Below are 26,311 nucleotides of genomic sequence, written 5' to 3' on the forward strand. Positions count from 1 at the left end.
CCGGTAGTGGACCGCGACGCGCTGCTGGCCGCGGCCATGGCGCCGGTGGCCGTGGCGGACGGCGTCGAGGTGTCGGTGGCGGTGCTCGACGCGGCCTCGGGCGAGAGCGCCTCGCATGGCGCGGGTGTCTTCGACACGGCGAGCATCGTCAAGGTCGACATCCTGGCGGCGCTGTTGCTGGCGGCGCAGGACGCGGGGCGGGTCCTGACTTCCGAGGAGAAGGCGTACGCGCTCGCCATGATCGGAAACAGCGACAACGACCCGGCGTCGGCGCTGTGGCGGGCCATCGGGACGGCGGACGGGCTCGACGCCGCGAACAGACGCTTCGGGCTCACGGGAACCGAGGGCGGGGACGGCCCGCTGTGGGGGCTGACGCAGACCACGGCCGCCGACCAGGTCGCGCTGCTGCGCCAGGTGTTCCTGGCGGACGGCTCGGTACTGAGCGCGGCCTCACGGGCGTACGTGCGGGGGCTGATGGGGCGGATCGCCGACGGTCAGCGGTGGGGGGTGTCGGCGGCGGCCGACGGGGGTGACGGTGCGGCGTGGGCGCTGAAGAACGGCTGGCTGCGGCGCGGCACCACCGGGCTGTGGGTGGTCAACAGCATCGGGCGGGTCACGTCGGGTGGCCGTGACCACCTGCTGGCGGTGCTGTCTCGGGGCAGCGCGACCCTGGCGGAGGGGGTCTCACTGACCGAGGCGGCGGCGAAGGCGGCGGTGTCCGTGTTCGCCGGGGCGGACGGCGGCGGCCGGGGACGGAAGTCGTCGTAGCGGGCGGCGGCGCACGCGGTCAGAAGTCGTCGTAGCGGACGGCGGCGGCCGGGGACGGAAGTCGTCGTAGCGGGCGGCGGCGCACGCGGTCAGAAGTCGTCGTAGCGTTCGCGGCGGCCCCGCCACAGGACGACGGCCGCGACGATCATGACGCCGCCCGCGCCGCCGGCCAGCGGGGCCGCCCAGGCCGACGTGTCGTCGTCGGAGGCGGGGGCGTCCGGGCCGGAGCCGAAGTACTCCTCGCCGTACGCCGCCGCCTTCAGTCCCTCGGGCTTCAGGCGTCCGGCCGCCTCGATGGCGGCGGCGGGGTCGACGAAGCCGTAGCCGCGGGAGTCGTCGCGGCCCTTGGCGGGGGCGTTGCGGGCCGTGTCCTCCAGGACGCTCTTGACCTGGGCCGGGGTGAGGTCCGGATGGGCCGACTTCACCAGGGCGGCGGCACCCGAGACGAAGGCGGAGGCGGCGCTGGTGCCCCAGCCCTCGTAGTACCGGTGGTCGGGGTCGGCGATGATCACGTCGACGCCGGGTGCGCTGACCGTGGCGTACCAGCGGCGGGTGGAGAAGGAGGCGCGGGTTCCGTAGCGGTCGACCGCGGTCGCGGCGATCACGCCCGGGTAGGCGGCCGGGTAGGAGATGTGGTCGCCCTTCTCGCCGCCGTTGCCGGCCGAGGCGACGACGACCACGCCCTTCTTCAGCGCGTACTGGATGGCCTCGTCCTCGGCGGGTTCGGGGTGGGCGGAGGCGGAGTCGTCGCCGAGGGAGAGGTTGACGATGTCGGCGCCGTGGTCGGCGGCCCAGCGGATGCCCTCGGCGAGGGCGTTGCCGCGGGTCTTGCGGGCCTTGGCGCGGGAGTCGTCGCCGTCCTCCAGGATCACGCGCAGCGGCAGTATCTTCGCCTGGGGGGCGATGCCCATGACCCCCTCGGAGTCGCCGGGCCCGTGGCCGTGACCGGCGATGATCCCGGCCATGGCGGTGCCGTGCCGGGCCCATTCACGGTCGCCCTCGCTCGCGCCGAAGCCGACCAGGTCCTTGCCGGGAAGGACATTGCCGGCCAGATCGGGGTGGTCGGCCTCGACGCCGGTGTCCAGGACGGCGACGGTGACGCCGGCGCCCTTGGTGGTGCGCCATGCCTCCTGGGTGTGCATGGCGTCCAGGGCCCACTGCTGGGCGCGGATGCCGTCGGCGTGCGCGGCGGGTGCCGGGACGAGGACGAGGGCGGCGGCGAGGAGGAGGCTCAGGGCCGCTGTCCTGCGGGTCCGGGTCCCGGCGGTGTTCACGACGGTGCCGATGGGGTGCACGACGGTGCCGATGGGTTTCACGACGGGTGCTCCGTGGCCGGGCCGACGTTCTTGCGCAGGGCGCGTTCGACGCGGTCGGCGAGGCCCCGCGCCTCGTGGCCGAGGCCGGCCTGGGCGGGGGCCGAGGTGGCGCCGGGCTCCATGGCCTCCTCGGCGGGTTCCGGCTCGTCGACGGCGCGGCCGTCGGCCCAGCCGGAGACGGCGTAGACGACGACGGGGGCGTCGGTGAGGACGGAGACGGTCCACGCGGCCCGCTGCCGGGCGCCGAAGCCGGCGGCGGCGGTGTCCTTCGCGGCGTACGGCAGCGGCATGAGGTCGGCGCGGCGGCCCAGGCCCTCCTTCTCGAACCTTCCCGCCAGTGAGGTCATGGCGGCGGCGTCGGCCTTGGCGAAGAGCAGGCCCACGGTGGTGACGTAGCTCTGGGTGGCGTCGGTGTAGGTGGCGCGCAGCAGGCGCCGGCAGCCGGCCGGCTCGAGCACCTTGGCCAGCAGCGGGTCGAAGGCGCGCTCGCAGCCGCTGTCGGGGGCGACGGCGACCCGTGTCCAGGTGCGGTCGGCGCCGCCGGGCCCGGCGCCCTGCCCCTGCACGGTGGGCGGGAACAGCCGGTCGACCGGGACGCTGTGCCACAGCCCCGCGGCCTCGGTGAACGCACTGCGCGCGCCGCCGTCCCCGGAGTCGCCGGCGAGCCAGCTGCCGGTGACGGCACCGGTGACGAGTCCCATGCCGAGCACGAGGCAGACGGCCGCGGCGACGGCCTGGGGCCGCAGCCGCCCACCGAGCGGACGCGGCCGGGCGAGCCCGTCGTACCCCTCGGGCTCCCCGAACGACACACGTGGCCGCCCGTCACCGGACACCACGGGGGCGCTCCAGGACAGGGCGGGGTCGGGAGCGCCCACGGAGCCGGCCGACGACTCGGCCGCCGGCCGCCCCTTCTGCCCCGGCTCCTGCCGCTCCCACTCCGGTTCCCGCTCCCACTCCGGTTCCCGCACCGGCTCCGGCACCGGCTCCGGAGGGATCGGCCGGAGGCGTCTGGTCGTCTCGGACGGGGTCTCCGCGGGGACGCCGGGGCGGTGGCCGGGAGGACCGGCCGGACGCCGCGGCGGTTCCGCCTGCGAGGCGGTGTCTCCAGGCGGGCAGTTCGCGGGGGCGCCCGTACGGTGTGGCGGGGACCCGGTGGTGCGGGCCGCCTGTGACCGACCGCTCTCGCCCGGGGCCTGGTGGCCGACGGCCGGCGGGGCGTCGGGGAAGCGGGCGGAGGCGCGCGGTGGCGGGGGCGCGGGGTCGGTGACGCGGGAGCGGGCGGAACGGAATCGCGGGGAGGGCGGCCGGGCGTTCCCCAGGGCTCCGTCCTCGCCCGCCGCCGGCGTCGGCGCGGGGCGTGGCGGGGCGGCAGGGCGTGGCGGGGTGTCCGGGCGTGGCGGGACGGCCGGGCGGGCCGGCGCACCAGGGCGCGCGTCGGCGCGCGGGGGCGTGCCTGGGCGGGACGGTGTACCGGGGCGCACGTCGGTGCCGGGGGGCACGTCGGTGCCGGGGGGCACGTCGGCGGCGGGGGGCACGTCGGCGGCGGGGGGCACGTCGGCGGCGCGACGAGACGGCACGTCGGCGCGAAAGGGCGTGTCCGGGCGAGGGGGCGTGTCCGGGCGCGAGGGCGTGTCCGGGCGCGAGGGCGTGTCCGGGCGCGAGGGCGTGTCCGGGCGCGAGGGCGTGTCCGGGCGCGGCGGGGTGCCGGTGGCCGGGAGGGTGTCGGGGCGAGGTGGGGTCGAGGGGTGCGGGTGGTGCGGGGGGAGGGAGGCGCGGCGCGCTTCCGTGCTCATGCACCCCCCGTTTCCTCGGGCCCGGGCCGTTCTCCGACGCGGGCCGGTGATGTGGTCTCCTGGCCCGGCCCGGCGCGGACCGATCCGTCCCCGGGCACGCATACCCGCACGGGCCGACCGCCATCCCGGCGAGGCCCCGGAGCCCCGCCGCCCGGGCCGTCGCGCCGTGCGTGCGCGTCACTCTACGGCGTGACCCCACCCGGCGGGGAACCAGTCCGCGCGCCCGTGGCATTGGCCCGGAACGTCCCCCTACCCTGCGGTAATCCTGTCTGGCAGGCTGCGTTCATGACTGCGCGCGCCGCTGACCGGGCCCGTTACGACCGGGTCACCGCCCATCTGGACGCCCCTGTGGCGATCGTGGACCTGGAGGCCTTCGACGCCAACGCGGACGACCTGGTCCGCCGGGCCGGCGGGAAGCCGATCCGGGTCGCCAGCAAGTCCGTACGCTGCCGGGCCCTGCTCGAACGCGCCCTGGCCAGGGACGGTTTCGCGGGCGTCATGTCGTTCACGCTGGCCGAGTCCCTGTGGCTGGCGCGCTCCGGATTCGAGGACATCCTCCTCGCCTATCCGTCGGCGGACCGCGCCCGGTACGCCGAGCTGACCGCCGACCCCAAGCTCGCCTCCGCCGTGACCGTGATGATCGACGACGCGGCGCAGCTGAACCTCATCGACGCCGCGCGCGACGGCGGCCGGGAAGTCGTGCGGGTCTGCCTGGAGTTGGACACCTCGCTGAGGCTGCTCGGCGGGCGGGTGCGGGTCGGGGCCCGGCGCTCCCCGCTGCACTCCCCCGCCCAGATCGCAGATCTGGCCCGTGCGGTGGCTCGCCGGCCGGGGTTCGAGGTCGTCGGCATCATGGCGTACGAGGGCCATGTCGCCGGGGTCGGGGACGCGGTGGCCGGCCGGCCGCTGCGGTCGCGGGCGGTGCGGCTGATGCAGGCCGCCGCCCGCCGGGAACTCGCCGAGCGGCGGGCCGCGGTGGTGCGGGCGGTCCGGGCCGTGGTGCCCGGCCTCGAGTTCGTCAACGGCGGCGGCACGGGCAGCGTGCAGCACACCGCAGCGGAGGACGCGGTCACGGAGATCGCCGCCGGGTCCGGGCTGTACGTGCCACGGCTGTTCGACAACTACACGTCGTTCCGGGGCCGTCCGGCGGCCCTGTTCGCCCAGCCCGTCGTACGGCGGCCGGGGGTCGGGGTCGTGGCCGTCCTCGGCGGTGGCTATCCGGCCTCCGGCGCACCCGGCGCCGACCGGCTGCCGGTGCCGTATCTCCCCGAGGGGCTGCGCTACGACTCCCAGGAGGGCGCCGGCGAGGTGCAGACGCCGCTGATCGGATCGCCCGCCGACGACCTCCTCATCGGCGACAAGGTGTGGTTCCGGCACGCCAAGGCCGGTGAGCTGTGCGAGCGGTTCGACGCGCTGCACCTGGTGGAGGGGGACGCGGTGACGGCGTCGGTGCCGACGTACCGGGGCGAGGGACACGCCTTCCTGTAAGGAGTGGCGCCCCTTCCTCGGCCCCGGCCTGGTCAGCTCGACGGGCCGATGCCGCTGCCGACCCCGCCGCCCGTGTCCGCGTCGCCGACGGGCCGGATGCCCTCGGTGATCCGGTCCATGACGTCGAGCGGCGGCCCGTCCGCGCCGGCGTCGAAGACGTAGCGGACGACGATCGGGGACTCCGTGCCGACGGTGGAGGGGAACACCAGCGACTGCACGTACCCGCCGGGGCCCTTGGCCGTCGTCACCCGCCAGCGCACGTAGTACCCGGCGCGTCCGGCCACCGCGACCGGCCCGGACGCCACCTCCTCGTGGGACTCGATGCCGCCGAAGGGCTTGTTGCCGATCAGGTCGCGGTCGTAGGCGTCGTCGGCGGCGTCCTCGATGTCCTGCTGGGCGAGGGCCTTCGGGTCGGACTCGGCGTTCGCCGTGACGGTGCGGGAGATGACGAGACCGTGCCGGCACACACTGCCGTCGGCGGGGCAGTCGTAGGTGCCGTCCGTGGTCATCATGACGTCGTTCTGGGCGACGTGCTCCGGTCGGACCCAACCGTCCGGCAGCGGGAAGGTGATGCCGTTGAGCGGGTCCTCGACCACGGCCGGGTCGTCGGCGGAGGGTTCGGAGGGCGTCGGCGAGGGGGCCGGCTCCGTGCTCGCCGGTGCCGGGCCGGTGGCGGTCCCCGTGGCCGACGGGGCCTGCGCCCCGAAGGCGCCGTCGTCGTCCTCGCCGAGGACGAGAAAGCCGGTGACGACCGCCGCGACCAGCACGGCCGCGGCGGTGCCGAGGGCTACGGCCTTGCCGCGCCCGGTGCCACCGTCCGGCCGCGGCTGTCGGCTCATCGGCTGCCGCGGTGGCCGTTGGTCGAGCGGCGGCTGGGCCGCGCCGTACCCGGTGGCCCCGGGCGTGCGCCGGTACTCCGTCCAGGTCGTGCCGTCCCACCAGCGTTCCTGGTGCGGGGCCGACGGATCGCGGTACCAGCCGGGCGGCGGCGTCATGCTCATTCCGGCACTTTAGGACGCCGTCCGCGCCCGGCTACAGCGGTGTGACGTACGCCCCGGAAATCCCGCCGTCCACCAGGAAGTCGGTGGCGTTCACGAAGGAGGAGTCGTCGCTGGCCAGGAACGCGACGGCGGCGGCGATCTCCTCGGCCTCGGCGAACCGTCCGAGCGGGATGTGGACGAGGCGGCGAGCGGCCCGCTCCGGGTCCTTGGCGAACAGTTCCCGCAGCAGCGGCGTGTTGACCGGGCCGGGGCAGAGGGCGTTGACGCGGATGCCCTCCCGCGCGAACTGCACGCCCAGTTCACGCGACATGGCGAGGACGCCGCCCTTGGACGCGGTGTACGAGATCTGCGAGGTCGCCGCGCCCATCCGGGCCACGAAGGACGCGGTGTTGATGATGGACCCCCTGCCCTGGCGCCGCATGTAGGGGATGGCGGCTTTGCAGCACAGGTAGACGGAGGTGAGGTTGACCTCCTGGACGCGCTGCCAGGCCTCCAGACCGGTCTCCAGGATGGAGTCGTCGTCGGGCGGGGAGATACCGGCGTTGTTGAACGCGACGTCGACGCTGCCGTAGGTGGCGTACGCGGCCTCGAACAGTGCCTCGACCTGCTCGGGGTCGGTGACGTCGACCTTGACGAAGGTGCCGCCGGTCTCCTCGGCCGCGGCCCGGCCCCGGGTCTCGTCCACGTCGCCGCAGACGACGTGCGCGCCCTCGGAGGCGAGTCGGCGGGACGCGGCGAGGCCGATGCCGCTGCCCGCTCCGGTGACGACGGCGGTACGGCCGGCCAGACGGCGGCAGATGATGTCCTCGGTCATGAGTGGCTAGGCCTCCGTGCTCGACGAGACGTCGCTGATGAAGACGTTCTTGGTCTCGGTGAACGCGGTCAGCGCGTCCGGGCCGAGTTCGCGGCCGAGGCCGGACTGCTCGAAGCCGCCGAAGGGCGTCCAGTAGCGGACGCTGGAGTGGGAGTTGACGGACAGGTTCCCGGCGCGGACCGCGCTCGACACGCGCAGGGCGCGGCCGACGTCCCGAGTCCAGAGCGAGCCGGACAGGCCGTAGTCGGTGGCGTTGGCCAGGCGGATCGCGTCGGCCTCGTCCTCGAAGGGCAGGACGACGGCGACGGGTCCGAAGACCTCCTCGACGGCCACGCGCGCGTGCGCGTCGACGCCGGTCAGGACGGTGGGCGGGAACCAGAAACCGGGGCCGCCCTCGGGGGCCTTGCCGCGGATGCCGTCGGCGTCGGCGGGGACGTAGGAGCGGACGCGGTCCAGTTGGGCCCGGGAGATCAGGGGGCCCATGTCGGTCCGTTCGTCGGCCGGGTCGCCGACGAGGACGGACTCGATCGCGGGGGCGAGGAGGCCGAGGAAGCGGTCGTACACCGAGCGCTGGACCAGGACTCGGGTGCGGGCGCAGCAGTCCTGGCCGGAGTTGTCGAGGAAGGACATGGGCGTGGCGGCGGCTGCTGCCTCGATGTCGGCGTCGGCGAAGACGATGTTGGGGCTTTTGCCGCCGAGTTCGAGGGTGACGGGCTTGAGGAGCGCCGCGGCCTTGGCCGCCACCCGCCGGCCGACCGTCGTCGACCCGGTGAAGACGATCTTCGCCACGCCCGGGTGTCCGACGAGCGCGTCGCCCGCGACGGGCCCGTGTCCGGGCAGCACCTGGAACAGGCCCTCGGGCAGTCCGGCCGCCAGGGCCAGCTCGGCCAGGCGGAGCGCGGTCAGCGGGGTCGTCTCGGCGGGCTTGAGGAGCACGGCGTTGCCCGCCGCCAGGGCCGGCGCGGTGCCCCAGGCGGCGATCGGCATGGGGAAGTTCCAGGGCGCGATGACGCCGACGACGCCGAGCGGTTCGAGGATCGTCACGTCCAGGCCGCCGGCGACCGGGATCTGCCGTCCGGTGAGCCGCTCCACTCCCCCGGCGGCGTAGTCGAGCAGGTCACGGACGTTGCCCGCCTCCCAGCGGGCGTTGCCGATGGTGTGCCCGGCCTCGCGGACCTCCAGCCGGGCCAGTTCCTCCAGGTGCTCGTCGACGGCGGTGGCGAAGCGGCGCAGCAGCCGGGCGCGGTCGCCGGGAGCGAGGGCGGCCCAGGTGGTCTGCGCCCGGGCGGCCCGTAGGACGGCGGCGTCGACGTCGGCCGCGGAGGCGGCGGGGACGGTGGCGACGACCTCTTCGGTGGCGGGGTTCAGTACACGCAGTTCATGCAGCTCGTGGGACAAGGGGTGCCTCACATGCGTTCGAAGGAGCGGCGCAGCTCCCAGTCCGTGACGGCGGCGTCGTAGGCGTCGAGTTCGACGCGCGCCATGTTGCGGTAGTGGGCGACGACCTCGTCCCCGAAGGCGGCCTTGGCGAGGGTGCTGTTCTCCCAGAGCTCGGCGGCCTCGCGCAGCGTGGTGGGGACGTGCTCGTAACCGGCGGTGTAGGCGTTGCCCCGGCACGGCTCGGGCAGTTCCAGCCGCTGTTCGACGCCGTGCAGTCCGGCCGCGACCATGCCCGCCACCGCGAGGTACGGGTTGACGTCGCCGCCGGGGAGCCGGTTCTCGAAGCGCAGGGAGCGGCCGTGGCCGACGACGCGCAGGGCGCAGGTGCGGTTGTCGTGGCCCCAGGCGACGGCGGTCGGGGCGAAGGACCCGGGCTGGAAGCGCTTGTAGGAGTTGATGTGGGGGGCGTAGAGGAGGGAGAACTCGCGCAGCGCCACCAGTTGTCCGGCGAGGAAGTGCCGCATGACCTCGGACATGCCGCCCTCCCCCTCGCCGGCCATGACGCCGTCGCCGTCGGCGTCGGTGAGGGAGAGGTGGACGTGGCAGGAGTTGCCCTCGCGCTCGTTGTACTTGGCCATGAAGGTGAGGGACATGCCCTCCTGGGCGGCGATCTCCTTGGCGCCGGTCTTGTAGACCGCGTGCTGGTCGCAGGTGACCAGGGCCTCGTCGTAGCGGAAGACGATCTCGTGCTGGCCGGGGTTGCACTCGCCCTTGGCGGACTCGACGGTGAGGCCCGCGCCGGTCATCTCGTTGCGGATGCGGCGCAGCAGGGGCTCGACGCGGCCGGTGCCGAGCACCGAGTAGTCGATGTTGTACTGGTTGGCCGGGGTCAGGGCTCGGTAGCCGGAGTCCCAGGCCTGTTCGTAGGTGTCGCGGAAGACGATGAACTCCAGCTCCGTGCCGGCCCGCGCGGTCCAGCCGTGCTCGGCGAGCCGCTCCAGCTGGCGGCGCAGGATCTGGCGGGGAGCGGCGATCACCGGGGAGCCGTCCTGCCAGGCGAGGTCGGCGACGACGAACGCGGTGCCCTCGTTCCACGGCAGGCGGCGCAGGGTGTCCATGTCGGCGTGCATGGCGAAGTCGCCGTAGCCGCGGTCCCAGGAGGACATCGCGTAGCCGTCGACGGTGTTCATGTCGGCGTCGACGGCGAGGAGGTAGTTGCAGCCCTCGGTGCCGTGTCCGAGGACCTCGTCGAGGAAGAAGCGCGCGGCGAACCGCTTGCCCTGGAGGCGTCCCTGCATGTCCGGGAAGGCCAGGACGACGGTGTCGATGTCACCGGCGGCGACGAGGGCGTGCAGTTCCTCGACCCCGAGTGGGGGTGTGCGGTCTGGCACGGGGAGAGCCTCCTTGTGGCCGGGAGCCATAAGGTATGGCGGGCAACCATTGCTTGGGAAGGGGGCACGGCCGCATGCCGGAGGAAACCGGCGGGAGTGTGACGGACCGGCTCGCACCGGTGCTGCGGACGGTGCGGGCGGGCAACGGCTTCGAGGAGGCGCTGGAGCAGATCCTCCAGGTCGTCAGGCTGGGCCTGGTGTCCGCGGGCGAGCGGCTGCCGGCCGAGCGGGAGCTGGCGGAGCGGCTGGGGATCAGCCGGGTCACACTGCGCGAGGTGTTGCGGGTGCTCCAGGACCAGGGGCTGGTCCAGGCGCGGCGCGGCCGGTATGGCGGAACGTTCGTGCTGCCGCGCACGGACGCGGGCGGCGAGGACGAGCTGCGGCGCCGGGTCGCGGGGGTCGACGTCGAGGACGTGCTGCGCTTCCGGGAGGTGCTGGAGGTGGGCGCGGCCGGGCTGTGCGCGGCGCACGGGCTGACGGACGCGCGGGCGGCGCGGCTGCGCGAGGCGCTGGCCGGCACGCGGGACGCCCCTCTGGCGCAGTACCGGCGGCTGGACACGATGCTGCATCTCACCCTCGCGGAACTGTGCGGCTCACCGGCCCTGGCGGCGCAGTACGCGGCCGTCCGGGCCACCCTGAACGACCTGCTGGACTGCATTCCGCTGCTGGTGCGCAACCTGGAGCACTCCCAGCGGCAGCACATCGCGCTGGTGGACGCGGTGCTCGACGGGGACGCGGAGGGGGCGCGGGAGATCGCGCGGGAGCACTGTGCGGGGACGGCGGCGCTGCTGCGCGGGTTTCTGACATGAGTGCCCCGCGCGTGCGGTCCTGCGCGTACGTGTCCTCCGTCTCGCGCGGCAAAGGTGTGAGGGCGACCCATTGGCAAGACGATTCACCGACAGGTCATCGACGGTTGGTTACCGGGAGGTCGGATGGCGGGCAGGCCGCTGATCGGCGTCAGTACGTATCTGGAGTCCGGGGCGCGCTGGGGCGTGTGGGAGCTGGAGGCGGCGCTGTTGCCGGCCGGGTATCCGCGGCTCGTGCAGCGGGCGGGTGGACTGGCCGTGATGCTTCCGCCGGACGCGCCGGAGCACGCCGCCGCCGCCGTCGCCCGCCTCGACGGGCTGGCGATCGCGGGCGGCCCGGACGTGGAACCCGTCCGCTACGGCGCCGAGCCCGGCCCGCACACCGGCCCGCCGGCCCGGGCCCGGGACACGTGGGAGCTGGCGCTCATCGAGGCGGCCCTGGCCGCGCGCGTGCCGCTGCTGGGCATCTGCCGGGGCATGCAGCTGCTCAACGTCGCCCTGGGCGGCACCCTCGTCCAGCACATCGACGGCCACGCCGAGGTGGTGGGCGTGTTCGGGGGCCACCCGGTCACACCGGTGCCGGGGTCGCTGTACGCCGGTGTCGTCCCCGAGGAGATGTTCGTGCCGACGTACCACCACCAGGCGGTGGACCGGCTCGGCACGGGTCTCGTCGCGTCGGCCCACGCTGCGGACGGCACCGTGGAGGCCCTGGAACTGCCGTCCGCCCCGGGCTGGGTCCTCGGCGTGCAGTGGCATCCGGAGATGGACAAGGACGTACGGGTGATGCGGGCACTGGTGGACGCGGCGCGGCCGGTCCGAGCCGAGACCACTCCGGCGATGCCGGGAACGAGTCCTCGGACCCGGTGACGGCGGCCGGCGCGCCCGAGAGGGCGCAAGGGTGCGCGAGCCGGGGCCGGGCCCCACCGCCGGCCCCGGCCCTGGCGGAGCACCCGGCGCGCCCCGCCTGTGAGAGTCCTCGGGGCGAGCCCGCCCTGGACTCCGCCGGCAGATCTACCCCCGCGTCAGTGACAGCAGTTGCCGGGCCGGGCCCGTCGGGCGGTGGCCCGTGGGCCACACCGCTCGTAGGTCGCGGGCCAGCGCGACGTCCGCCACGGGCACGCTCACCAGGCGCCGGGTGGTGAGCTCCTCGCCGACGGCGAGTTCGCTGAGGACGGAGGGGCCCGCGCCGCTCACGGCCGCCGCCTTCACCGCGGTGGTCGACGAGAGTTCGATCAGCGGGCGGGCCAGACCGCCCAGGGCCGCGTCCAGGACCTGCCGGGTGCCCGAACCCTTCTCCCGGAGGATCAGCGGGGTCGCCGCCAGTTCCGCCGCCGCGAGCGGGCGCCGGCGGCGGGCCCACGGGTGGCCCGGCGCGGTCACGACGATCAGCCGGTCACGGGCGATGACGGCCGAGTCGAGGCCCGCCGGGACACTCACCCCTTCCACGAAACCCAGGTCGGCCTCGCCGGACAGCAGGCGCTCCGCCACCGCCGCGGAGTTCCCGGCGAGCAGCGAGACCGCCGTGTCCGGCAGCTGGGAGCGCAGCGCGACCAGCCAGCCCGGCAGCAGGTACTCCGCGATCGTCATGCTCGCCGCCACCCGCAGCCGCGAGTCCCGTCGGTCCCGCAGCGCCTGCGCGCCCGCGTCGAACGCCTCGGCCGCCTCCACGATCCGGCGCGCCCAGTCCGTGACCAGCGCGCCGGCGTCGGTGAGCCGGGAACCGCGCGGCGACCGGTCCACCAGCGCCACCCCCAGCTGGCGTTCCATCGAGCGGATACGACTGCTGGCGGCCGGCTGCGTGACGCCCAGCTCGCGCGCCGCCCCGCCGAGGCTGCCCAGCCGCGCCACAGCCAGCAGCAGCTCCATCGCCCCGAGATCCGGCACCCGGTGCGCCAGCGAGCCCGCCGCGTGCCGCCCCGGCGCCTCCTGTCCGCCCTCCGTACCGCCCGCGCCGCCCGTACCACCCGCACCGCTGCTCATAACTCCAGCTTATGCCGTCATAGGGACGTGGCCCCTGGTCAGGGGATTCGACCACCGAGACCGTGGGCGCATGGTCACCGCAGCCCAGCCCCTGTCCGCTCCCGCCGCCCCGAGCCGGCGCGCCCCGGCCGTCCGCCATCTCGGGCCCAACTGGTACGCGTGCGTCATGGGCACCTCCATCGTCGGGACCGCGGGAGCCGCGCTCCCCTGGCACGTGCCCGGGCTGCGCGCCGTGTGCACCGCGGTCTGGGCGCTGTCCCTCGCCGCGCTGGCGGCCCTGCTGGTGGCCCGGTCCCTGCACTGGCTCCACCACCGCGACCAGGCCCGCGCCCATCTCCTCGACCCGGCGGCGGCCCCCTTCTACGGCTGTCTGTCAATGGCCCTGCTGGCCGTCGGAGGCGGCTCCGTGACCGTCGGACGGGACTGGATCGGCACCCGGGCCGCCGTCGCCCTGGACACCGTGCTGTTCACCGCCGGTACGGTCATCGGGCTCGCGGCGGCGGTCGCCGTGCCGTACCTGATGGCCGTACGGCATCGGATCGAGCCGGGGCAGGCCAGTCCCGTGTGGCTGCTGCCGCTCGTCGCGCCGATGGTGTCCGCGGCCGTCGGACCGCTGCTGGTCCCGCACCTCCCGCCGGGGCAGCCCCGTCAGACGCTGCTGCTCGCCTGTGTCGCGATGTTCGGGGTGAGTCTGCTCGCGACCCTGGTGACGCTGCCGGTGATCTTCGGCCGGCTGCTCACCGGCGGTCCGCTGCCGCTCGCGCTCACGCCGTCGCTGTTCCTGGTGCTGGGCCCGCTGGGGCAGTCGACGACCGCCGTGGGGAAGTTCGCGGACGTGGCCCCCGGGGTCGTGCCCGGCCCGTACGCCGAGGGTTTCGGGGTTCTCGCCGTCCTGTACGGCGTGCCCGTGATGGGCTTCGCGCTGATGTGGCTGTGCCTGGCCACCGCACACGTCGTACGGGCGCGGCGGGAGGGCATGGGCTTCTCGATGACGTGGTGGTCGTTCACCTTCCCGGTGGGCACCTGTGTCACCGGCGCCGAGGCGCTGGCCCGGCGCACGGGGCTCGCCGTCTACGACGGGCTCACCGTCGTCCTGTACGCCGTCCTCGTCGCCGCCTGGGCCGTCGCCGCCGTGCACACCGCGCGCGGCCTGGTCAGCGGCGCGCTGCTCGCAGGGCCGCGCCCAGCGCCCGGGGCGCCTCGGCCAGCGACGGCCCGTACCACGTGAGGTACCGCCCGTCGACGAGCGCGCAGGGCAGGCCGGGGAAGGCCTCCGGGCCGTCGTCGGCGGTGAAGCGGTACGGCTCGTCCGGCAGGACCACGACGTCCGGGCGGGCCTCCCGCAACTCCTCGACCGGGACCTTCGGGTAGCGCTCCGCGTGGCCGGCGTAGAGGTGGTCGATGCCCAGGCGGGCCAGTACGTCGCCCGCGAAGGTGTCGCGGCCCAGCACCATCCAGGGCCTGCGCCAGATCGGGACGACGGCCGTGGCACGCCGCTTCGGGGGTGACGGTGGGACGGCCGACCAGGCCGCCTCCGCCTCGTCCAGCCAGCGGGGCCGGGACGGCGACCCGCAGGCGGCCAGTACCCGCTCCAGTTCGGTGAAGGCCTGCGGCACGGTGCGGACCTCGGTCACCAGCACCTCGACGCCCGCGGCGCGCAGGGCGTCGAGATCGGGGGCGCGGTTCTCCTCCTCGTTGGCGACCACCAGGTCGGGGGCGAGGGTGAGGATCCGCTCGGTCTTCGGGTTCTTCGTGCCTCCGACGCGTACGACGTCGAGGCCGGCCGGGTGGGTGCACCAGTCGGTGGCGCCGGTCAGGACCCCCGGGACCGTGAGCGCCACGGCCTCGGTCAGCGACGGTACGAGGGAGACGACCCTCATCGCACTCCCGCCCGTGCCCTCATCGCACCCCCGCCCCGTGTCCTCACCGGCGCGGCCCGTCCCGTACCGCCTCGATGTGCTCGGCGACGGCGACCACGATCAGCCGGGTGTCGGGCACCGTGGCCCGCCACCGGTGCCGTACGCCTCCGGTGAGGTACAGCGTGTCGCCACGCCCCAGCCGGTAGGCGCGGCCCTCGGCCTCGATCTCCACGGCGCCCTCGGTCACGAACATCAGCTGGTCGTTGCGGTACTGCAGTTCGCGGCCGGCGTCGTGGTCCCCGGTGAACTCGGAGGCGTGCATCTGGTGGTGTCCGCGCACCAGGGAGCGCACCTTGGGCGCCAGCTCCGGATCGGGGTCCTCGGCCCGGACCACGTCCACGCTGCACGCGGGGTCGGCGGCGGCGAGCAGCTCCACGGCGGTGGTGCGCAGCGCGTCGGCCACCTTCTCCAGGGAACTCTGGCTGGGCCGCGCCCGGTCGTTCTCGATCTGACTCAGGAACGGCACGGACAGGCCGCTGCGCTCGGACACGACGGCGAGGGTGAGCTCGAGGGCGCGGCGCCGCCGCCGCACGGCCGCGCCCACCCGAAGGTGCTGATCCTTGTGGTCGCCCATCGCTCCGGCTCCCTCCTCCACCCGTCGCCGTACCCTGATGAGTTCTCTGCACCCTACGCATGTTCGGCAAACCGTTTCATGCGGCCGTCACATCGACGTCACGGTGCGGTGGCCAGGACCTCACATTTCTCGCCATCTCACGGGCGGCCCGTCCGACGCACCGTGCACCTCATCCGTTCAAGGCGCGGAGCGCCCTCCGTGTTCCCGCCAGCCCCTCACGCCTCGGCGACGCGGGCTCAGGCAGGGGGTTGGCGCTCCGTGGTTGGCCAAATCCTTACCGTGTCCCGGTCGCGGACGGCTCGAGGGGTGGGCCCGGCCGCGCCCTGTCAGGAGGCGCGTGCCGGGCCCACCCCTCGGGGGCGGTCGGTACGGGAGCCCGTACCGGTGCCGTGCTACCGGGTGTTACTGCGGGGTCATCCGGCCGACCATGTCCGGGTGCTCCTCCAGCCAGGCGGCGACGGCTTCCTCCTCCTTGCCCTGACCGCGGTCCTTGATCTCGGCCTCCAGGGTGCCGAGCTCGTCCTCGGTCATGTGGAAGCCCTTGATCCACTCGGTGAGCTGCGGGTACTGCTCGGGGAACGCCTTGCTGGAGATGGTGCGGATCGTGTTGCCCTCACCGAAGGCCTTCTTGGGGTCCTTCAGCTTGGTCAGCTCGTAGTCGCTGTACGCCCAGTGCGGCGACCACAGGACGACCGCGATCGGCTCCTTCTTGGAGAGGGCGCGCTTCAGCTCGGCCAGCATCGCCGGCGTGGAGCCGTCGACGACCTTGTACTCGTCCTCCAGGCCGTAGCCCGGCATGACCTCGTTCTTGAGCAGCTGCATCTGACCGGTGCCGGGCTCGATGCCGATGATCTTCCCGTCGAAGACGTCGCCCTTGCCCTTGAGGTCCGCGATCGACTTGACGTCCTTCACGTACGCGGGGACCGCGATGTCCAGGGAGGTCGGCTCGTACCAGGTGCCCAGGTCGTTGAGGTCGTTCTTGTGCTTGTCCCAGTAGTTCTTCTGGGCGTAGGGCAGCCAGGCGTCGAAGTTGAGGTCGAGGTCGCCGGAGGCCAGGCCCGTGTAGACGGGACCGACGTCCATCTGCTTCAGCTTCAGCTCGTAGCCGCGCCGCTCCAGGACGTTCTTCCACAGGTAGGTGACGGCGACGTCCTCCTCCCAGGGGAACCAGGCGACGTCCAGCGGGCGCTCGGCCTCGGCCGGGGTGGCACCGGCGCCGCCCTGGACCGGGGCGAGCTCGTCGACGATGCCCGGGTTGGCCCCCAGCCAGGTGCGGACGGCGTCCTGCTGCTTGCCCTTGCCGGCCTTGTTGATCTCGGCCTCGAGGCTGGTGAGCTGCTTCTCGGTCATCGAGAAGTCCTTGAGCCACTTGGCGACGGTGGGGTTGTCGCCGGCGAAGCCCTTGCGGGACAGCGTGTGCACGCCGTCGCCCGAGCCCCAGGCGCCCTTGGGGTCCTTGAGCTTCTTCAGCTCCATGTCGTTGTACGCCCAGTGCGGAGACCAGAGCGTGACGACGATCGGTTCCTTCTTGCTCATCGCCCGCTTCAGCTCGGCCAGCATCGCCGGGGTGGAGCTGTCGACGACCTTGTACTCCTTGTCCAGGCCGTACTCCTTGAGGACCTTGCTCTTCAGCAGGGCCATCTCGCCGGCGCTGGGCTCGATGCCGGTGATCTTCCCGTCGAACAGGCCGGCCTTGCCCTTGAGGTCCGCCAGGGAGTTGACGTCCTTCATGTAGGCGGGGACGGTCAGCTCGAGGGTCGTCTCGTCGTACCAGGAGCCGAGGTCGTCGAGGTTCTCGCCGTACTTCTTCCAGTACTGCTCGTGGGTGGTCGGCAGCCAGGAGTTGGTGACGAGGTCGATGTCGCCCTGGGCCAGGGAGGTGTAGAGCGGCCCGGCGTCGAACTGCTTGGCCTCCACCTCGTAGCCGCGCTGTTCGAGGATCTCCTTCCACAGGTAGGTGGAGGCGATGCCCTCGTCCCAGGGGACGTAGCCGAGGCTGACCTTCTTGCCCTCGCCGACGTTCTTGCCGTCGGCGACGGACTTCGAGTCGTCGGACCCGCCGAAGACGCCCATGCCGCCGGCCACCAGGCCGAGGATCACGATGCCGATCACGGCGACCTGCGGCTGGGGGCGGTAGGACCAGATCTTCAGGCCCTGGGCGGCGCGGACCTTGGCGGCGGCGCGGCGGCCCAGCGGCGAGACGTGGGTGCCGAGCGCGCTGGTCATGCGGTCCAGGTAGATCGCGAGGATCACGATGGCGAGACCGGCTTCGGCGCCGAGGCCGACGTTGAGCTGGCCGATGGACTCCATGACGTCGCCGCCGAGTCCGCCGGTGCCGACCATGCCGGCGATCGCGGCCATGGACAGGCCGAGCATGATGACCTGGTTGACGCCCGCCATCACCGTGGGCAGCGCGAGCGGGAGCTGGACCCGCAGCAGGGTGTTGCGGGGGGTGGTGCCGAAGGCCTCGGCGGCCTCGACCAGCTCCTTGTCGACCTGCCGGATGCCCAGCTCGGTCATGCGCACGCCGGGGGCGAGCGCGAAGATCAGGGTGGCCACGATGCCCGGGGCGGAGCCGGTCCCGAAGAACAGGATCGCCGGGATGAGGTAGATCATCGCGGGCAGTGTCTGCATGAAGTCCAGCACCGGCCGGACGAACGCGCTGACCCGGTCGGAGCGGGCCGCCCAGATACCCACCGGCACCGAGATGATCAGGGCGATGATCGTGGCGACCAGCAGGAGCGCCAGGGTCACCATCGAGTTCTCCCACAGACCGAGGGACTCGATGAAGGCGAACCCGGCGAAGGAGAGGACACCGGCGAAGGTGCCGCGCAGCCAGAAGGCCACCACGGCGAAGATGCCGGCGAGCAGCAGCGGCTGGGGGGCCTGGAGGACGGCGTTGATGCCGTCGTAGGCGCCGGTGAAGATGGTCTCGAGGAAGCCGAAGAGCCAGGAGACGTTGTCGAGCAGCCAGTCGACGGTGCTGTTGACCCAGTCACCGAGGGGGATTCTAGGCACGGGACATCACCTTCTCGCCGCCCTTGTCCCGCGGGGTGTCGCAGACACCGGGGACCGTGTCCTCGTCGCCGAGGAAGCCGACGAGCCGCCGGGCCGGGACGACGCCGACGAGCGCGCGGTCGCTGTCGAGCACCGCCACCGAGTGGGAGACACGGGCGCTGATCGCGCACAGCTCGGCGAACGACGTGTCGGGCGTGGCGGTCTCGCAGCCGCAGTCGGCCTCGTCGCCGCGCGTCTCCGTCTCCATGACGGAGCCCGCGGTGAGCACACGGGAGCGGTCGACGTCCCGGGTGAAGGAGGCGACGTAGTCGTTGGCGGGACGTATCAGGATGTCCTGCGCGGTGCCTATCTGCACGATCTCGCCGTCGCGCATCACGGCGATGCGGTCGCCCAGGCGCATGGCCTCGTTGAGGTCGTGGGTGATGAAGACGATGGTCTTCTTCAGGGTCTTCTGCAGGTCGAGCAGCTGGTCCTGCATGTCGCGGCGGATCAGCGGGTCGAGGGCGCTGAAGGACTCGTCCATCAGCAGCAGGTCGGCGTCCGTGGCGAGCGCGCGGGCGAGGCCGACACGCTGCTGCATACCGCCGGACAGCTCGTCGGGCCAGGACTTCTCCCAGCCGGCCAGGCCGCACAGGGCGAGCGCCTCGTCGGCGCGGCGTTCGCGCTCGGCGCGGGGCACGCCCTGCACTTCGAGACCGTAGGCGGCGTTGTCACGGACGCTGCGGTGCGGGAAGAGCGCGAAGTGCTGGAAGACCATGCTGATCTGCTTGGAGCGGACCTCGCGCAGTTCGCGGTCGCTGAGTTCGGTCAGGTCCTGTCCCCCGAAGCGGACGCGCCCGGCGGTCGGCTCCGACAGACCGTTGAGCATGCGCAGGAGCGTGGACTTGCCGGACCCGGACAGGCCCATGACCACGAAGATCTCCCCGGGTTCCACGGTGAAGGACGCGTCGATGACGGCGGCCGTGGTGCCGTCGGCGCGCAGTTCCTCGCGGTTGGTTCCCTTGCGCAGTCGATCGACTGCCTGGTCCGGTTTTTTGCCGAAGACCTTGTACAGGTTTTCGGCCTCTAGCCTGGCTGACACGCTTACCTCTTGCATAGGGGGCAGGGACAGGGGCGTGAAGACTGGTTGACGCGACTCAGCGTGCAGCGACTCAGCGTTACGAAGACTCGCTAACAGTTGAAGGAATCAACAACCTTCTGCCCGGGTGCGCGCCTGCCCTGATCGTCCCGACCCAAACGCATGAGTGACCCAGTTCACACGTCCTCCACCATCCGTCCATGTGTCCTGCGGCATGATGCGAGGCGTGACCGGACGACTGATGCTTCTCGACACCGCCTCCCTCTACTTCCGCGCCTACTTCGGCGTGCCGGACTCGGTGAAGGCCCCCGACGGCACGCCGGTGAACGCCGTGCGCGGACTCCTCGACTTCATCGACCGCCTGGTGAAGGACCACCGGCCCGACCATCTGGTCGCCTGCATGGACGCCGACTGGCGCCCGCGGTGGCGGGTGGAGCTGATCCCCACCTACAAGGCGCACCGCGTCGCCGAGGAGACCACCGAGGGCCCGGACACCGAGGAGGTACCCGACACGCTCTCGCCCCAGGTGCCGGTCATCGAGGACGTCCTCGACGCCCTCGGCATCGCCCGCGTCGGTGTGGCCGGGTACGAGGCGGACGACGTCATCGGCACGTACACGGCGCGGGCCACCGGCCCGGTCGACATCGTCACCGGCGACCGAGACCTCTACCAGCTCGTCGACGACGCCCGTGGCGTGCGCGTGCTCTACCCGGTCAAGGGCGTCGGCACGCTCCACCTCACGGACGAGGCCGCGCTGCGCGAGAAGTACGGCGTCGACGGCCGCGGGTACGCCGACCTGGCGCTGTTGCGGGGCGACCCTAGCGACGGCCTGCCGGGCGTGGCGGGCATCGGCGAGAAGACGGCGGCCAAACTGCTCGCCGAGTTCGGGGACCTGGCCGGGATCCAGGCGGCCGTGGACGATCCGAAGGCGAAGCTCACGCCCTCGCAGCGCAAGCGGCTGACCGAGGCGCGCCCGTATCTCGCGGTCGCCCCGAAGGTCGTCCGGGTCGCCGACGACGTCCCGCTGCCGGACGTGGGCACCGCGCTGCCGCACGCCCCGCACGACGCGGCGGCCCTGGACGAACTGGCGGCTCGCTGGGGCCTGGGTGGGTCACTGCAGCGACTGCTGACGACACTCACCGCCTGAGCCGGTCCGGCGCCGGCCCGGGACCGGGTCCGCGCCGGCCCTGGTCCGGGTCCACGCCGGCCCGCGTCGCACCGCCGGGCAGGCGATGCCCGCAGGGTGAATCGGTGCCCTGCCCGGGGGAAGTCGTACCTTGCGCGTGGGGGCTTCATGGGGCACCCCTCCATGACGTGCCGTGTGGGGCGGGGATGCTAACTTAGGTGAACCTAACTCAGGGAGCCCTCACGCAGGGATCAGGGAGGCCGTCATGGCAGACCGTCCGGCTCGCAAGCCGCGCAGGCCGCACACCGCACAGGTGGTCCGCACCGAGCGGCTGACCCCGCACATGCAGCGCGTGGTGCTCGGCGGCGAGGAACTCGCCGGGCTGCCGGCGGACACCTGCACCGACCACTACGTGAAGCTGCTCTTCCCCGCCGGGGGCGCGACCTATCCGGAGCCCTTCGACATGGAGCGGATCCGCGAGGAGTTCCCCCGCGACCAGTGGCCGGTGACCCGCACGTACACGGTGCGCCACTGGGACGCCGAGCTCCGCGAGCTGACCCTGGACTTCGTGATCCACGGCGACGAGGGTCTGGCCGGCCCCTGGGCGCAGCGCGTCCAGCCGGGCGAGACCGTCCGCTTCCTGGGCCCCGGCGGCGCCTACGCCCCCGACTCCACCGCCGACTGGCATCTGCTCGCCGGTGACGAGAGCGCGCTGCCCGCGATCGCCCGGTCCCTGGAGGCACTGCCGGACGGCGCCCGCGCCTTCGCCTTCGTCGAGGTCGACGGCGCTCAGGAGGAGCAGAAGATCGACTCCGACGTGGAGGTCGTCTGGCTGCACCGCGGCGCCCGTCCGGTGGGCCAGGCCCTGGTGGAGGCCCTGCGCGGCCTGGACTTCCCCGAGGGCCGGGTGCACGCCTTCGTGCACGGCGAGGCGGCCTGCGTGAAGGAACTGCGCAGGTTCCTCCGTATGGAGCGCGAGATCCCCCGCGAGGACCTCTCCATCTCCGGCTACTGGCGCCTCGGCCACAACGAGGACGGCTGGCAGGCCTCGAAGCAGGACTGGAACGCACGCATCGAGGCGGAGCAGGAAGGCGCCGCACCGGCCGCGTAGCGGCCACCACCGGCCCCTCACCCGCCGTAGCGCCGCGCCGCCCACGACCGCACGCGGGGCGTGTGGGCGAGCCGGCGCCTCAGCCCCCGCCTATCAGTCCCCGCGTACGCGTGCGTGCAGGTGCATGTCGTGCCAGCCGTCGGCGTGGAGCAGGGCGCTGCGTTTCGTGCCCTCCAGGGCGAAGCCGGCCTTCCCCGCGACCCGGCAGGACGCCTCGTTCCCCACGGAGTGGGTGAGCTCCAGGCGCTGGAAGCCGATCTCGTCCAGGGCCCAGTGGGCGAGCGCTTCCGTGGCGCGGGCGGCGACGCCCCGGCCCCGGGCCGCAGCCGTGGTCCAGTAGGCGACCTCGGCCACCCCGTCGCCGAGCACGACCTCCCGCAGGGCGACCCGGCCGAGGAGCCGGTCGTCGGCCGCGTCGGCCACGGCCCACTGGACGTTCCGCTCCCGGGCCCAGCCCTGCTGCCACTCGGCGACCCAGCCACGCACCTCCTCCTCGGAGTCGGCGGTGCGGATGTGCCACTGGTGCATCACCGGGTCCTGGAAGGCCGCGTGCACGGCTGGGACGTCCTCGGTGCGCCACGGGCGCAGCAGCAGCCCGTCGCCGGTGGGGATCGTGGGCTGCGGCGTGCGGGAGAGGGTGCCGGCGGGAAGGACGGGGCTCGTCAGGTAGGGCATGGGCCGCATCCTGCCAACGGGACCGGCCGACGGCCCAGCGGTTTTCCCGTCGCCGCCCGCTGCCTCCCAGCGCCCGGCCCGGCGGTTTCCGCCGGCCGGCCCGTCCTCGTACGCTGGCAGACGATGAGACGCCGTACCCCTCCCCCGCCCTCGCCCCTCCCGCAGCGCGACGGCATCGACGCGGTGCGGGTGCGGCTGCCCGCTGCCGGGCCGTGGTCCACGGTGCGTGAACACCTGACGGAGCGGCTGTCCGGCGCGGGCGCCGGCGTGGTCGGCGGCATGTTCGACGCCGGGCTGTTCGTCGGGGCGGACGGGCGGGCCGTGCCGTCGGACGCTCCGTACGAACCCGGCATGTTCGTGTGGTTCCACCGCGAGCTGCCCGCCGAGGTGCCGGTGCCCTTCCCGTTGGAGGTCGTGTACCGCGACGAGCACATCGTCGTCGCCGACAAACCGCACTTCCTGGCCACCACCCCGCGCGGCGGCCACGTCACCGAGACCGTGCTCGCCCGGCTCCGCCGGGAGCTGGGCGTCCCGGCGCTCGGCGCGGCACACCGCCTCGACCGGCTCACCGCCGGACTGGTCCTGTTCACGGTGCGTCCCGAGGAGCGCGGCGCGTATCAGGGCCTGTTCCGCGACCGGCGGGTGCGCAAGGAGTACGAGGCCGTCGCCCCGAACGATCCGGCGCTCGTCCTGCCCCGGACCGTACGCAGCCGGATCCTCAAGGAACGCGGGGTACTGGCCGCCCGGGAGATCGAGGGGGAGCCGAACGCGGTGAGCCGCGTCGAGCTCATCGAGCGCCGCCCGGGCCCCGACCTCGACCTGGGCCGGTACCGGCTGGTGCCCGGCACCGGCCAGACCCACCAGCTGCGCGTCCACATGACCGCGCTCGGCGTGCCGATCCTCGGCGACCCCCTCTACCCCGAGGTGACCGACCCCGTGCCGGCCGGCGACTTCCGGCGCCCGCTGCAACTGCTGGCGCGGGAGCTGGGATTCACCGATCCGGTCACGGGGCGGGAGCACCGCTTCCGCAGCGGACGCTCCCTCGACGCCTGGACGGCGTACGAGGACTGGGCCGCCGGCCGTCAGTAGCCGCGCCACCAGAGCAGGAAGCGCTGCCAGGCGCCGCGGGGACGGGGCTGCTCCGACCCCGGCGCCTGCTGGGGCTCCGCGGCCGTCACCGACACGGGCTCCGGCGGGTACGCCGGGAGCTGCGGCTCGGGCCGGTCCTCCGGCCGCGGGATGCCGACGTGCCAGCCGGTGCGCCGCTCGGGTGCCGGGGCGTGGCTCGGCTGCTGCCTGATGTCCTGCTGGGCCTTCGGCTCGAACCGGACCGGCAGTTCCACCAGGTGCCGCGACGCGATCGACGACCGCCATCGCAGTTCGTCCTCGTCGCAGTCGAGCTGGACGTCCGGCAGCCGCATCAGCAGCGCGTCGATCCCGGCGTCGGCGATGGCACGCCCGATGTCCTGGCCCGGACACTCGTGCGGGCCGCCGCCGAAGGCGAGGTGGGCGCGGTTGCCCTCCATGCTCGCGGCCAGGTCGGGGCGGATGCGCGGATCGACGTTGCCGGGCGCGATGCCGAGCAGCAGCCCGTCACCGGCGCGGATGCGCTGGCCGCCCAGTTCGGTCTCCTGCTTGGCGAAGTAGGCGAAGACGCTGCTGAACGGCGGCTCGTCCCACAGGGACTGCTCGACCGCCTCGGGCACCGTCATCTGACCGCCGCTGAGCTGGGCGCGGAAACCCGGGTCGGTGAGGACCACGCGCAGCACGTTGCTGATGAGGTTGACGGTCGCCTCGTAGGCCGCGATGAGGACCACCCGCAGGTGCTCCCTGACCTCGTCGTCGGTGAGTCCCGCCGGGTGCGTGACGAGGCGGCCGGCGATGTCGTCCTCGGGCCTGGCCCGGCGGGCGGTGGCGAGGCGGTCCAGGGCGGCCATGACGTAGGCGTGGCTGGCGTTCGCCGTCTCGGTGCCCTTGAGCATGTCGCGGGCGGCCTCCACCATCCGGTCGTTGTACTCGTCCGGCATGCCGAGGAGATGGCACATCACGCCCATCGGCAGGTGTTCGGCGAACTGGCCGACGAGGTCGGCGCGGCCCGCCTCGCAGAACCGGTTGACGTGGCGCTGGGTGTACCGCTTGATGTGGCGGCGCAGTTCCCGGTAGTCGATGTCGGACATGGCGCTGGTGACCGCGCCGCGCAGCCGCTTGTGCTCGTCGCCCTCGGCGTGGGAGCAGATGGGCTGCCAGGCGATGTGCGGCATGAGCGGGTGGTCGGGCTTGACCATGCCCTCGTTGAGCGGGGTCCAGATGCGGCTGTCGCGGCAGAACTGGGCGGGCGTGCTGACCATGTGCAGGTTCTCGGCGTGCCCGAGGACCACCCACATCGGTACGTCGTCGTGGAGCAGCGCCGGCGCCACCGGTCCGTGCCGCTCGCGCAGCTTCTCGTACAGCTCGTCCAGGTCGTCCGCCTCGTGCAGCCGGTGCAGTCCGCCCGGTCCGACGCCGTGCGCGGGGCAGCCGGGCGGTGGTTCGAGCAGGGGGTCGCCCGTTCCGGTCAGGGAGTGGCGTTCAGGCGTCACAGTGTCGCTCCGCAACAGAAGTGTGGGTCAAGCGTGTGGGTTCGAGGGGCCGGGCGGCCGTGCCGGGTCGGGGACGGCCGCGCCGGGTCAGGTGAGCGCGCCCTTCATGGCGATGGAGTGCAGGAAGCGCGTCAGAGTCAGCAGGACGTCCCGGCTGGAGGCGCGGCGCCGCACGTCGCAGTCGAGGATGGGGATCTCCTCGGCCAGGTCGAGCGCGGCCCGCAGCTCCGCGACGGGGTAACGGGGCGCGTCGGGGAAGGTGTTGACGGCGACCACGAAGGGCACACCACGCTCCTCCAGGCGCCCCATGACGTCGAAGCTGACGTCGAGGCGGCGGGTGTCGACGAGTACCACCGCGCCGAGCGCGCCCTCGAACAGGCCGTTCCACAGGAACCAGAAGCGCTCCTGTCCGGGGGTGCCGAAGAGGTACAGCACCAGTTGGTCGGTGATGCTGATGCGGCCGAAGTCCATGGCCACCGTGGTGGCCGTCTTGGAGGCGGAACCGTAGTTGTCGTCGACGCCGATGCCGGCCTGGGTCATCGTCTCCTCGGTGGTCAGCGGTCTGATCTCGCTGACCGAGCCGACCATGGTGGTCTTGCCGACCCCGAAACCGCCCACGATGACGATCTTCACGGCGGCCTCGGCCGTGTGCGGCAGCCGGTCCTCCGTCCGCGGGCCCGGAATCGTGTCAGAGTTTTTGAAGTCCATGCATCACCGCTTCGAGGAGGTTTCGGTCGGCGACCTTCTGGCGGACGATCGGGGCGCGGGCCTGCACCAGTTCCGTCGCCAGCAGGTCGGTGAGCAGCACGGTCACCACACTGAACGGCAGGCCCAGATAGGCCGACAGCTCGGCCGCGGACAGGGGCGCGACGCACAGCCGCAGCAGGGCCGCCTGTTCCGGTGTGGCGGACACCGGCGGCTCGGCGCGGGCCACGATCAGGGTGACCAGGTCGATGTCGGCGCGCTCGCCGCTCCCCTCCCCGCCGATGACGAACAGCCGCTCGGGGTTGGGGGTCCCGTCGTCCTTGGACGGTGCGGCAGAGGTCGACGCGGCGGACGGCTCCTGTCCGGGAGATCGCCTCTGGCGCTGGGGAGGAGTCATACGGTCTGCCCGTTGCGCCTGGCCGGACTGGTGAGGTGGGGGCCGATCCGGGCGACCAGGTCGGCCATGCTGAGGCCCATCCGGCCGGGCTCGCAGCGGACGTCGGAGAGCACGGCGAGGTAGGCGTTGGGGCCGGCGGCCATCAGGTAGAAGTAGCCGCCGTTCATCTCGATGAGGACCATCTTCATCGCACCGTCGCTGGTCGGGATCTCCTGGCTGACGGCGCTCGCCAGGCTCTGCAGTCCCGCGCAGGCCGCGGCGACCCGGTCGGCGGCGTCGGGGTCTCCGGAGTAGCGGGCGATGCGCAGGCCGTCGGCGGAGAGCACCACGATCATCTCGATGCCCGGGACACCGTCGTAGAGGTCCTGGAGCATCCAGTCGAACTTGCCTTG

24 protein-coding genes are annotated in these 26,311 nt (G+C 73.3%); 8 read left to right on the forward strand and 16 right to left on the reverse strand.

Going from position 1 to position 26,311, the window contains the following annotated elements:
• The first annotated feature begins 36 nt into the window (after positions 1 to 36).
• Positions 37 to 768, forward strand: coding sequence for a serine hydrolase (locus QC283_RS31345; protein WP_279565158.1), 732 nt, complete (start codon positions 37 to 39; stop codon positions 766 to 768).
• An 89-nt stretch (positions 769 to 857) separates the two neighbouring features.
• Here QC283_RS31345 and mycP read toward each other — a convergent pair whose 3' ends face one another.
• Both mycP and QC283_RS31355 read right to left on the reverse strand, forming a co-directional pair.
• Positions 858 to 2,042 carry a type VII secretion-associated serine protease mycosin gene (gene mycP / locus QC283_RS31350; protein WP_279565159.1) on the reverse strand — a complete coding sequence of 395 codons (1,185 nt, stop codon included), beginning with the start codon at positions 2,040 to 2,042 and terminating at the stop codon, positions 858 to 860.
• A gap of 38 nt (positions 2,043 to 2,080) precedes the next feature.
• Complete coding sequence (locus QC283_RS31355; RefSeq protein ID WP_279565111.1) at positions 2,081 to 3,064, reverse strand: hypothetical protein; 984 nt, start codon at positions 3,062 to 3,064, stop codon at positions 2,081 to 2,083.
• A 1,098-nt stretch (positions 3,065 to 4,162) separates the two neighbouring features.
• Here QC283_RS31355 and QC283_RS31360 point away from each other — a divergent pair.
• Positions 4,163 to 5,365: an amino acid deaminase/aldolase gene (locus tag QC283_RS31360; protein ID WP_279565112.1), complete on the forward strand. Its 1,203-nt coding sequence runs from the start codon at positions 4,163 to 4,165 to the stop codon at positions 5,363 to 5,365.
• Positions 5,366 to 5,397: 32 nt separating this feature from the next.
• Here QC283_RS31360 and QC283_RS31365 read toward each other — a convergent pair whose 3' ends face one another.
• From QC283_RS31365 to QC283_RS31380, 4 genes are read right to left on the reverse strand one after another with little or no spacing between them, the layout of a single operon-like run.
• Complete coding sequence (locus QC283_RS31365; protein ID WP_279565160.1) at positions 5,398 to 6,360, reverse strand: DUF2510 domain-containing protein; 963 nt, start codon at positions 6,358 to 6,360, stop codon at positions 5,398 to 5,400.
• A 37-nt stretch (positions 6,361 to 6,397) separates the two neighbouring features.
• Positions 6,398 to 7,180: a 3-oxoacyl-ACP reductase gene (locus QC283_RS31370; protein WP_279565113.1), complete on the reverse strand. Its 783-nt coding sequence runs from the start codon at positions 7,178 to 7,180 to the stop codon at positions 6,398 to 6,400.
• A gap of 6 nt (positions 7,181 to 7,186) precedes the next feature.
• A complete protein-coding gene (locus QC283_RS31375) occupies positions 7,187 to 8,578 on the reverse strand; it encodes an aldehyde dehydrogenase family protein (RefSeq protein ID WP_279565114.1) in 1,392 nt (463 codons plus the stop codon).
• Between the two features lie 8 nt (positions 8,579 to 8,586).
• Complete coding sequence (locus tag QC283_RS31380; protein ID WP_279565115.1) at positions 8,587 to 9,951, reverse strand: glutamine synthetase family protein; 1,365 nt, start codon at positions 9,949 to 9,951, stop codon at positions 8,587 to 8,589.
• Positions 9,952 to 10,025: 74 nt separating this feature from the next.
• On the opposite strand from QC283_RS31380, the gene QC283_RS31385 reads away from it, so the two are divergent.
• Entirely contained in the window at positions 10,026 to 10,760 is a 735-nt protein-coding gene (locus QC283_RS31385; protein WP_279565116.1) for a FadR/GntR family transcriptional regulator, read from the forward strand.
• Positions 10,761 to 10,883: 123 nt separating this feature from the next.
• On the forward strand, positions 10,884 to 11,624 hold the full coding sequence (locus QC283_RS31390; RefSeq protein WP_279565117.1) for a gamma-glutamyl-gamma-aminobutyrate hydrolase family protein: 741 nt from the start codon (positions 10,884 to 10,886) through the stop codon (positions 11,622 to 11,624).
• A 144-nt stretch (positions 11,625 to 11,768) separates the two neighbouring features.
• On the opposite strand, the gene QC283_RS31395 is transcribed toward QC283_RS31390, so the two are convergent.
• A complete protein-coding gene (locus tag QC283_RS31395; RefSeq protein WP_398125600.1) occupies positions 11,769 to 12,737 on the reverse strand; it encodes a LysR family transcriptional regulator in 969 nt (322 codons plus the stop codon).
• Between the two features lie 70 nt (positions 12,738 to 12,807).
• Between QC283_RS31395 and QC283_RS31400 the strand changes: the two genes are divergently transcribed.
• Positions 12,808 to 13,965, forward strand: coding sequence for a TDT family transporter (locus QC283_RS31400; protein WP_279565118.1), 1,158 nt, complete (start codon positions 12,808 to 12,810; stop codon positions 13,963 to 13,965).
• On the opposite strand, the gene QC283_RS31405 is transcribed toward QC283_RS31400, so the two are convergent.
• The 4 genes from QC283_RS31405 to QC283_RS31420 form a co-directional block, all read right to left on the reverse strand.
• Complete coding sequence (locus QC283_RS31405) at positions 13,892 to 14,617, reverse strand: helical backbone metal receptor (protein WP_279565119.1); 726 nt, start codon at positions 14,615 to 14,617, stop codon at positions 13,892 to 13,894. The two genes, QC283_RS31400 and QC283_RS31405, sit on opposite strands and share 74 nt — an antisense overlap.
• A gap of 43 nt (positions 14,618 to 14,660) precedes the next feature.
• Positions 14,661 to 15,230, reverse strand: coding sequence for a helix-turn-helix domain-containing protein (locus tag QC283_RS31410; protein WP_279565120.1), 570 nt, complete (start codon positions 15,228 to 15,230; stop codon positions 14,661 to 14,663).
• Between the two features lie 402 nt (positions 15,231 to 15,632).
• Positions 15,633 to 18,248, reverse strand: a complete 2,616-nt coding sequence (locus tag QC283_RS31415; protein WP_279565121.1) for an ABC transporter permease/substrate binding protein — start codon at positions 18,246 to 18,248, stop codon at positions 15,633 to 15,635.
• Positions 18,241 to 19,329, reverse strand: a complete 1,089-nt coding sequence (locus QC283_RS31420; RefSeq protein WP_279565122.1) for a quaternary amine ABC transporter ATP-binding protein — start codon at positions 19,327 to 19,329, stop codon at positions 18,241 to 18,243. The genes QC283_RS31415 and QC283_RS31420 overlap by 8 nt, the downstream gene beginning before the upstream one ends.
• 238 nt (positions 19,330 to 19,567) lie before the next feature.
• On the opposite strand from QC283_RS31420, the gene QC283_RS31425 reads away from it, so the two are divergent.
• Complete coding sequence (locus QC283_RS31425) at positions 19,568 to 20,473, forward strand: 5'-3' exonuclease (RefSeq protein ID WP_279565162.1); 906 nt, start codon at positions 19,568 to 19,570, stop codon at positions 20,471 to 20,473.
• Positions 20,474 to 20,717: 244 nt separating this feature from the next.
• Positions 20,718 to 21,563: a siderophore-interacting protein gene (locus QC283_RS31430; protein WP_279565123.1), complete on the forward strand. Its 846-nt coding sequence runs from the start codon at positions 20,718 to 20,720 to the stop codon at positions 21,561 to 21,563.
• Between the two features lie 93 nt (positions 21,564 to 21,656).
• On the opposite strand, the gene QC283_RS31435 is transcribed toward QC283_RS31430, so the two are convergent.
• Positions 21,657 to 22,238 carry a GNAT family N-acetyltransferase gene (locus QC283_RS31435; RefSeq protein ID WP_279565124.1) on the reverse strand — a complete coding sequence of 194 codons (582 nt, stop codon included), beginning with the start codon at positions 22,236 to 22,238 and terminating at the stop codon, positions 21,657 to 21,659.
• 123 nt (positions 22,239 to 22,361) lie between these two features.
• Here QC283_RS31435 and QC283_RS31440 point away from each other — a divergent pair, with 123 nt between their 5' ends.
• Entirely contained in the window at positions 22,362 to 23,327 is a 966-nt protein-coding gene (locus QC283_RS31440) for an RluA family pseudouridine synthase (RefSeq protein WP_279565125.1), read from the forward strand.
• Here the strand turns inward: QC283_RS31440 and QC283_RS31445 are convergent.
• The 4 genes from QC283_RS31445 to QC283_RS31460 all read right to left on the reverse strand — a co-directional run bounded on the left by QC283_RS31445 (position 23,321) and on the right by QC283_RS31460 (position 26,293).
• Complete coding sequence (locus QC283_RS31445) at positions 23,321 to 24,817, reverse strand: cytochrome P450 (RefSeq protein ID WP_279565126.1); 1,497 nt, start codon at positions 24,815 to 24,817, stop codon at positions 23,321 to 23,323. The two genes, QC283_RS31440 and QC283_RS31445, sit on opposite strands and share 7 nt — an antisense overlap.
• A gap of 87 nt (positions 24,818 to 24,904) precedes the next feature.
• The gene (locus QC283_RS31450; protein WP_279565127.1) at positions 24,905 to 25,525 is read right to left on the reverse strand and encodes a GTP-binding protein; all 621 of its coding nucleotides are present in this window, start codon (positions 25,523 to 25,525) and stop codon (positions 24,905 to 24,907) included.
• The gene (locus QC283_RS31455; protein WP_279565128.1) at positions 25,506 to 25,919 is read right to left on the reverse strand and encodes a DUF742 domain-containing protein; all 414 of its coding nucleotides are present in this window, start codon (positions 25,917 to 25,919) and stop codon (positions 25,506 to 25,508) included. The genes QC283_RS31450 and QC283_RS31455 overlap by 20 nt, the downstream gene beginning before the upstream one ends.
• Positions 25,916 to 26,293, reverse strand: a complete 378-nt coding sequence (locus QC283_RS31460) for a roadblock/LC7 domain-containing protein (RefSeq protein WP_383528034.1) — start codon at positions 26,291 to 26,293, stop codon at positions 25,916 to 25,918. Before QC283_RS31460 ends, QC283_RS31455 begins: the two co-directional genes overlap by 4 nt.
• Positions 26,294 to 26,311: the final 18 nt, after the last annotated feature.

It is taken from the genome of Streptomyces sp. DH41 (genome assembly GCF_029813785.1).
Lineage (GTDB): Bacteria > Actinomycetota > Actinomycetes > Streptomycetales > Streptomycetaceae > Streptomyces.

Excerpts from the sequence above, each read along its gene's own strand:
- QC283_RS31345 (WP_279565158.1), top strand. The coding sequence starts at position 37 with ATGGCGCCGGTGGCCGTGGCGGACGGCGTCGAGGTGTCGGTGGCGGTG.
- QC283_RS31360 (WP_279565112.1), top strand. The coding sequence starts at position 4,163 with ATGACTGCGCGCGCCGCTGACCGGGCCCGTTACGACCGGGTCACCGCC.
- QC283_RS31365 (WP_279565160.1), bottom strand. The coding sequence starts at position 6,360 with ATGACGCCGCCGCCCGGCTGGTACCGCGATCCGTCGGCCCCGCACCAG.
- QC283_RS31370 (WP_279565113.1), bottom strand. The coding sequence starts at position 7,180 with ATGACCGAGGACATCATCTGCCGCCGTCTGGCCGGCCGTACCGCCGTC.
- QC283_RS31385 (WP_279565116.1), top strand. The coding sequence starts at position 10,026 with ATGCCGGAGGAAACCGGCGGGAGTGTGACGGACCGGCTCGCACCGGTG.
- QC283_RS31390 (WP_279565117.1), top strand. The coding sequence starts at position 10,884 with ATGGCGGGCAGGCCGCTGATCGGCGTCAGTACGTATCTGGAGTCCGGG.
- QC283_RS31395 (WP_398125600.1), bottom strand. The coding sequence starts at position 12,737 with ATGAGCAGCGGTGCGGGTGGTACGGGCGGCGCGGGCGGTACGGAGGGC.
- QC283_RS31400 (WP_279565118.1), top strand. The coding sequence starts at position 12,808 with ATGGTCACCGCAGCCCAGCCCCTGTCCGCTCCCGCCGCCCCGAGCCGG.
- QC283_RS31405 (WP_279565119.1), bottom strand. The coding sequence starts at position 14,617 with ATGAGGGTCGTCTCCCTCGTACCGTCGCTGACCGAGGCCGTGGCGCTC.
- QC283_RS31410 (WP_279565120.1), bottom strand. The coding sequence starts at position 15,230 with ATGGGCGACCACAAGGATCAGCACCTTCGGGTGGGCGCGGCCGTGCGG.
- QC283_RS31425 (WP_279565162.1), top strand. The coding sequence starts at position 19,568 with ATGCTTCTCGACACCGCCTCCCTCTACTTCCGCGCCTACTTCGGCGTG.
- QC283_RS31430 (WP_279565123.1), top strand. The coding sequence starts at position 20,718 with ATGGCAGACCGTCCGGCTCGCAAGCCGCGCAGGCCGCACACCGCACAG.
- QC283_RS31435 (WP_279565124.1), bottom strand. The coding sequence starts at position 22,238 with ATGCCCTACCTGACGAGCCCCGTCCTTCCCGCCGGCACCCTCTCCCGC.
- QC283_RS31440 (WP_279565125.1), top strand. The coding sequence starts at position 22,362 with ATGAGACGCCGTACCCCTCCCCCGCCCTCGCCCCTCCCGCAGCGCGAC.
- QC283_RS31450 (WP_279565127.1), bottom strand. The coding sequence starts at position 25,525 with ATGGACTTCAAAAACTCTGACACGATTCCGGGCCCGCGGACGGAGGAC.
- QC283_RS31455 (WP_279565128.1), bottom strand. The coding sequence starts at position 25,919 with ATGACTCCTCCCCAGCGCCAGAGGCGATCTCCCGGACAGGAGCCGTCC.
- QC283_RS31460 (WP_383528034.1), bottom strand. The coding sequence starts at position 26,293 with ATGCTCCAGGACCTCTACGACGGTGTCCCGGGCATCGAGATGATCGTG.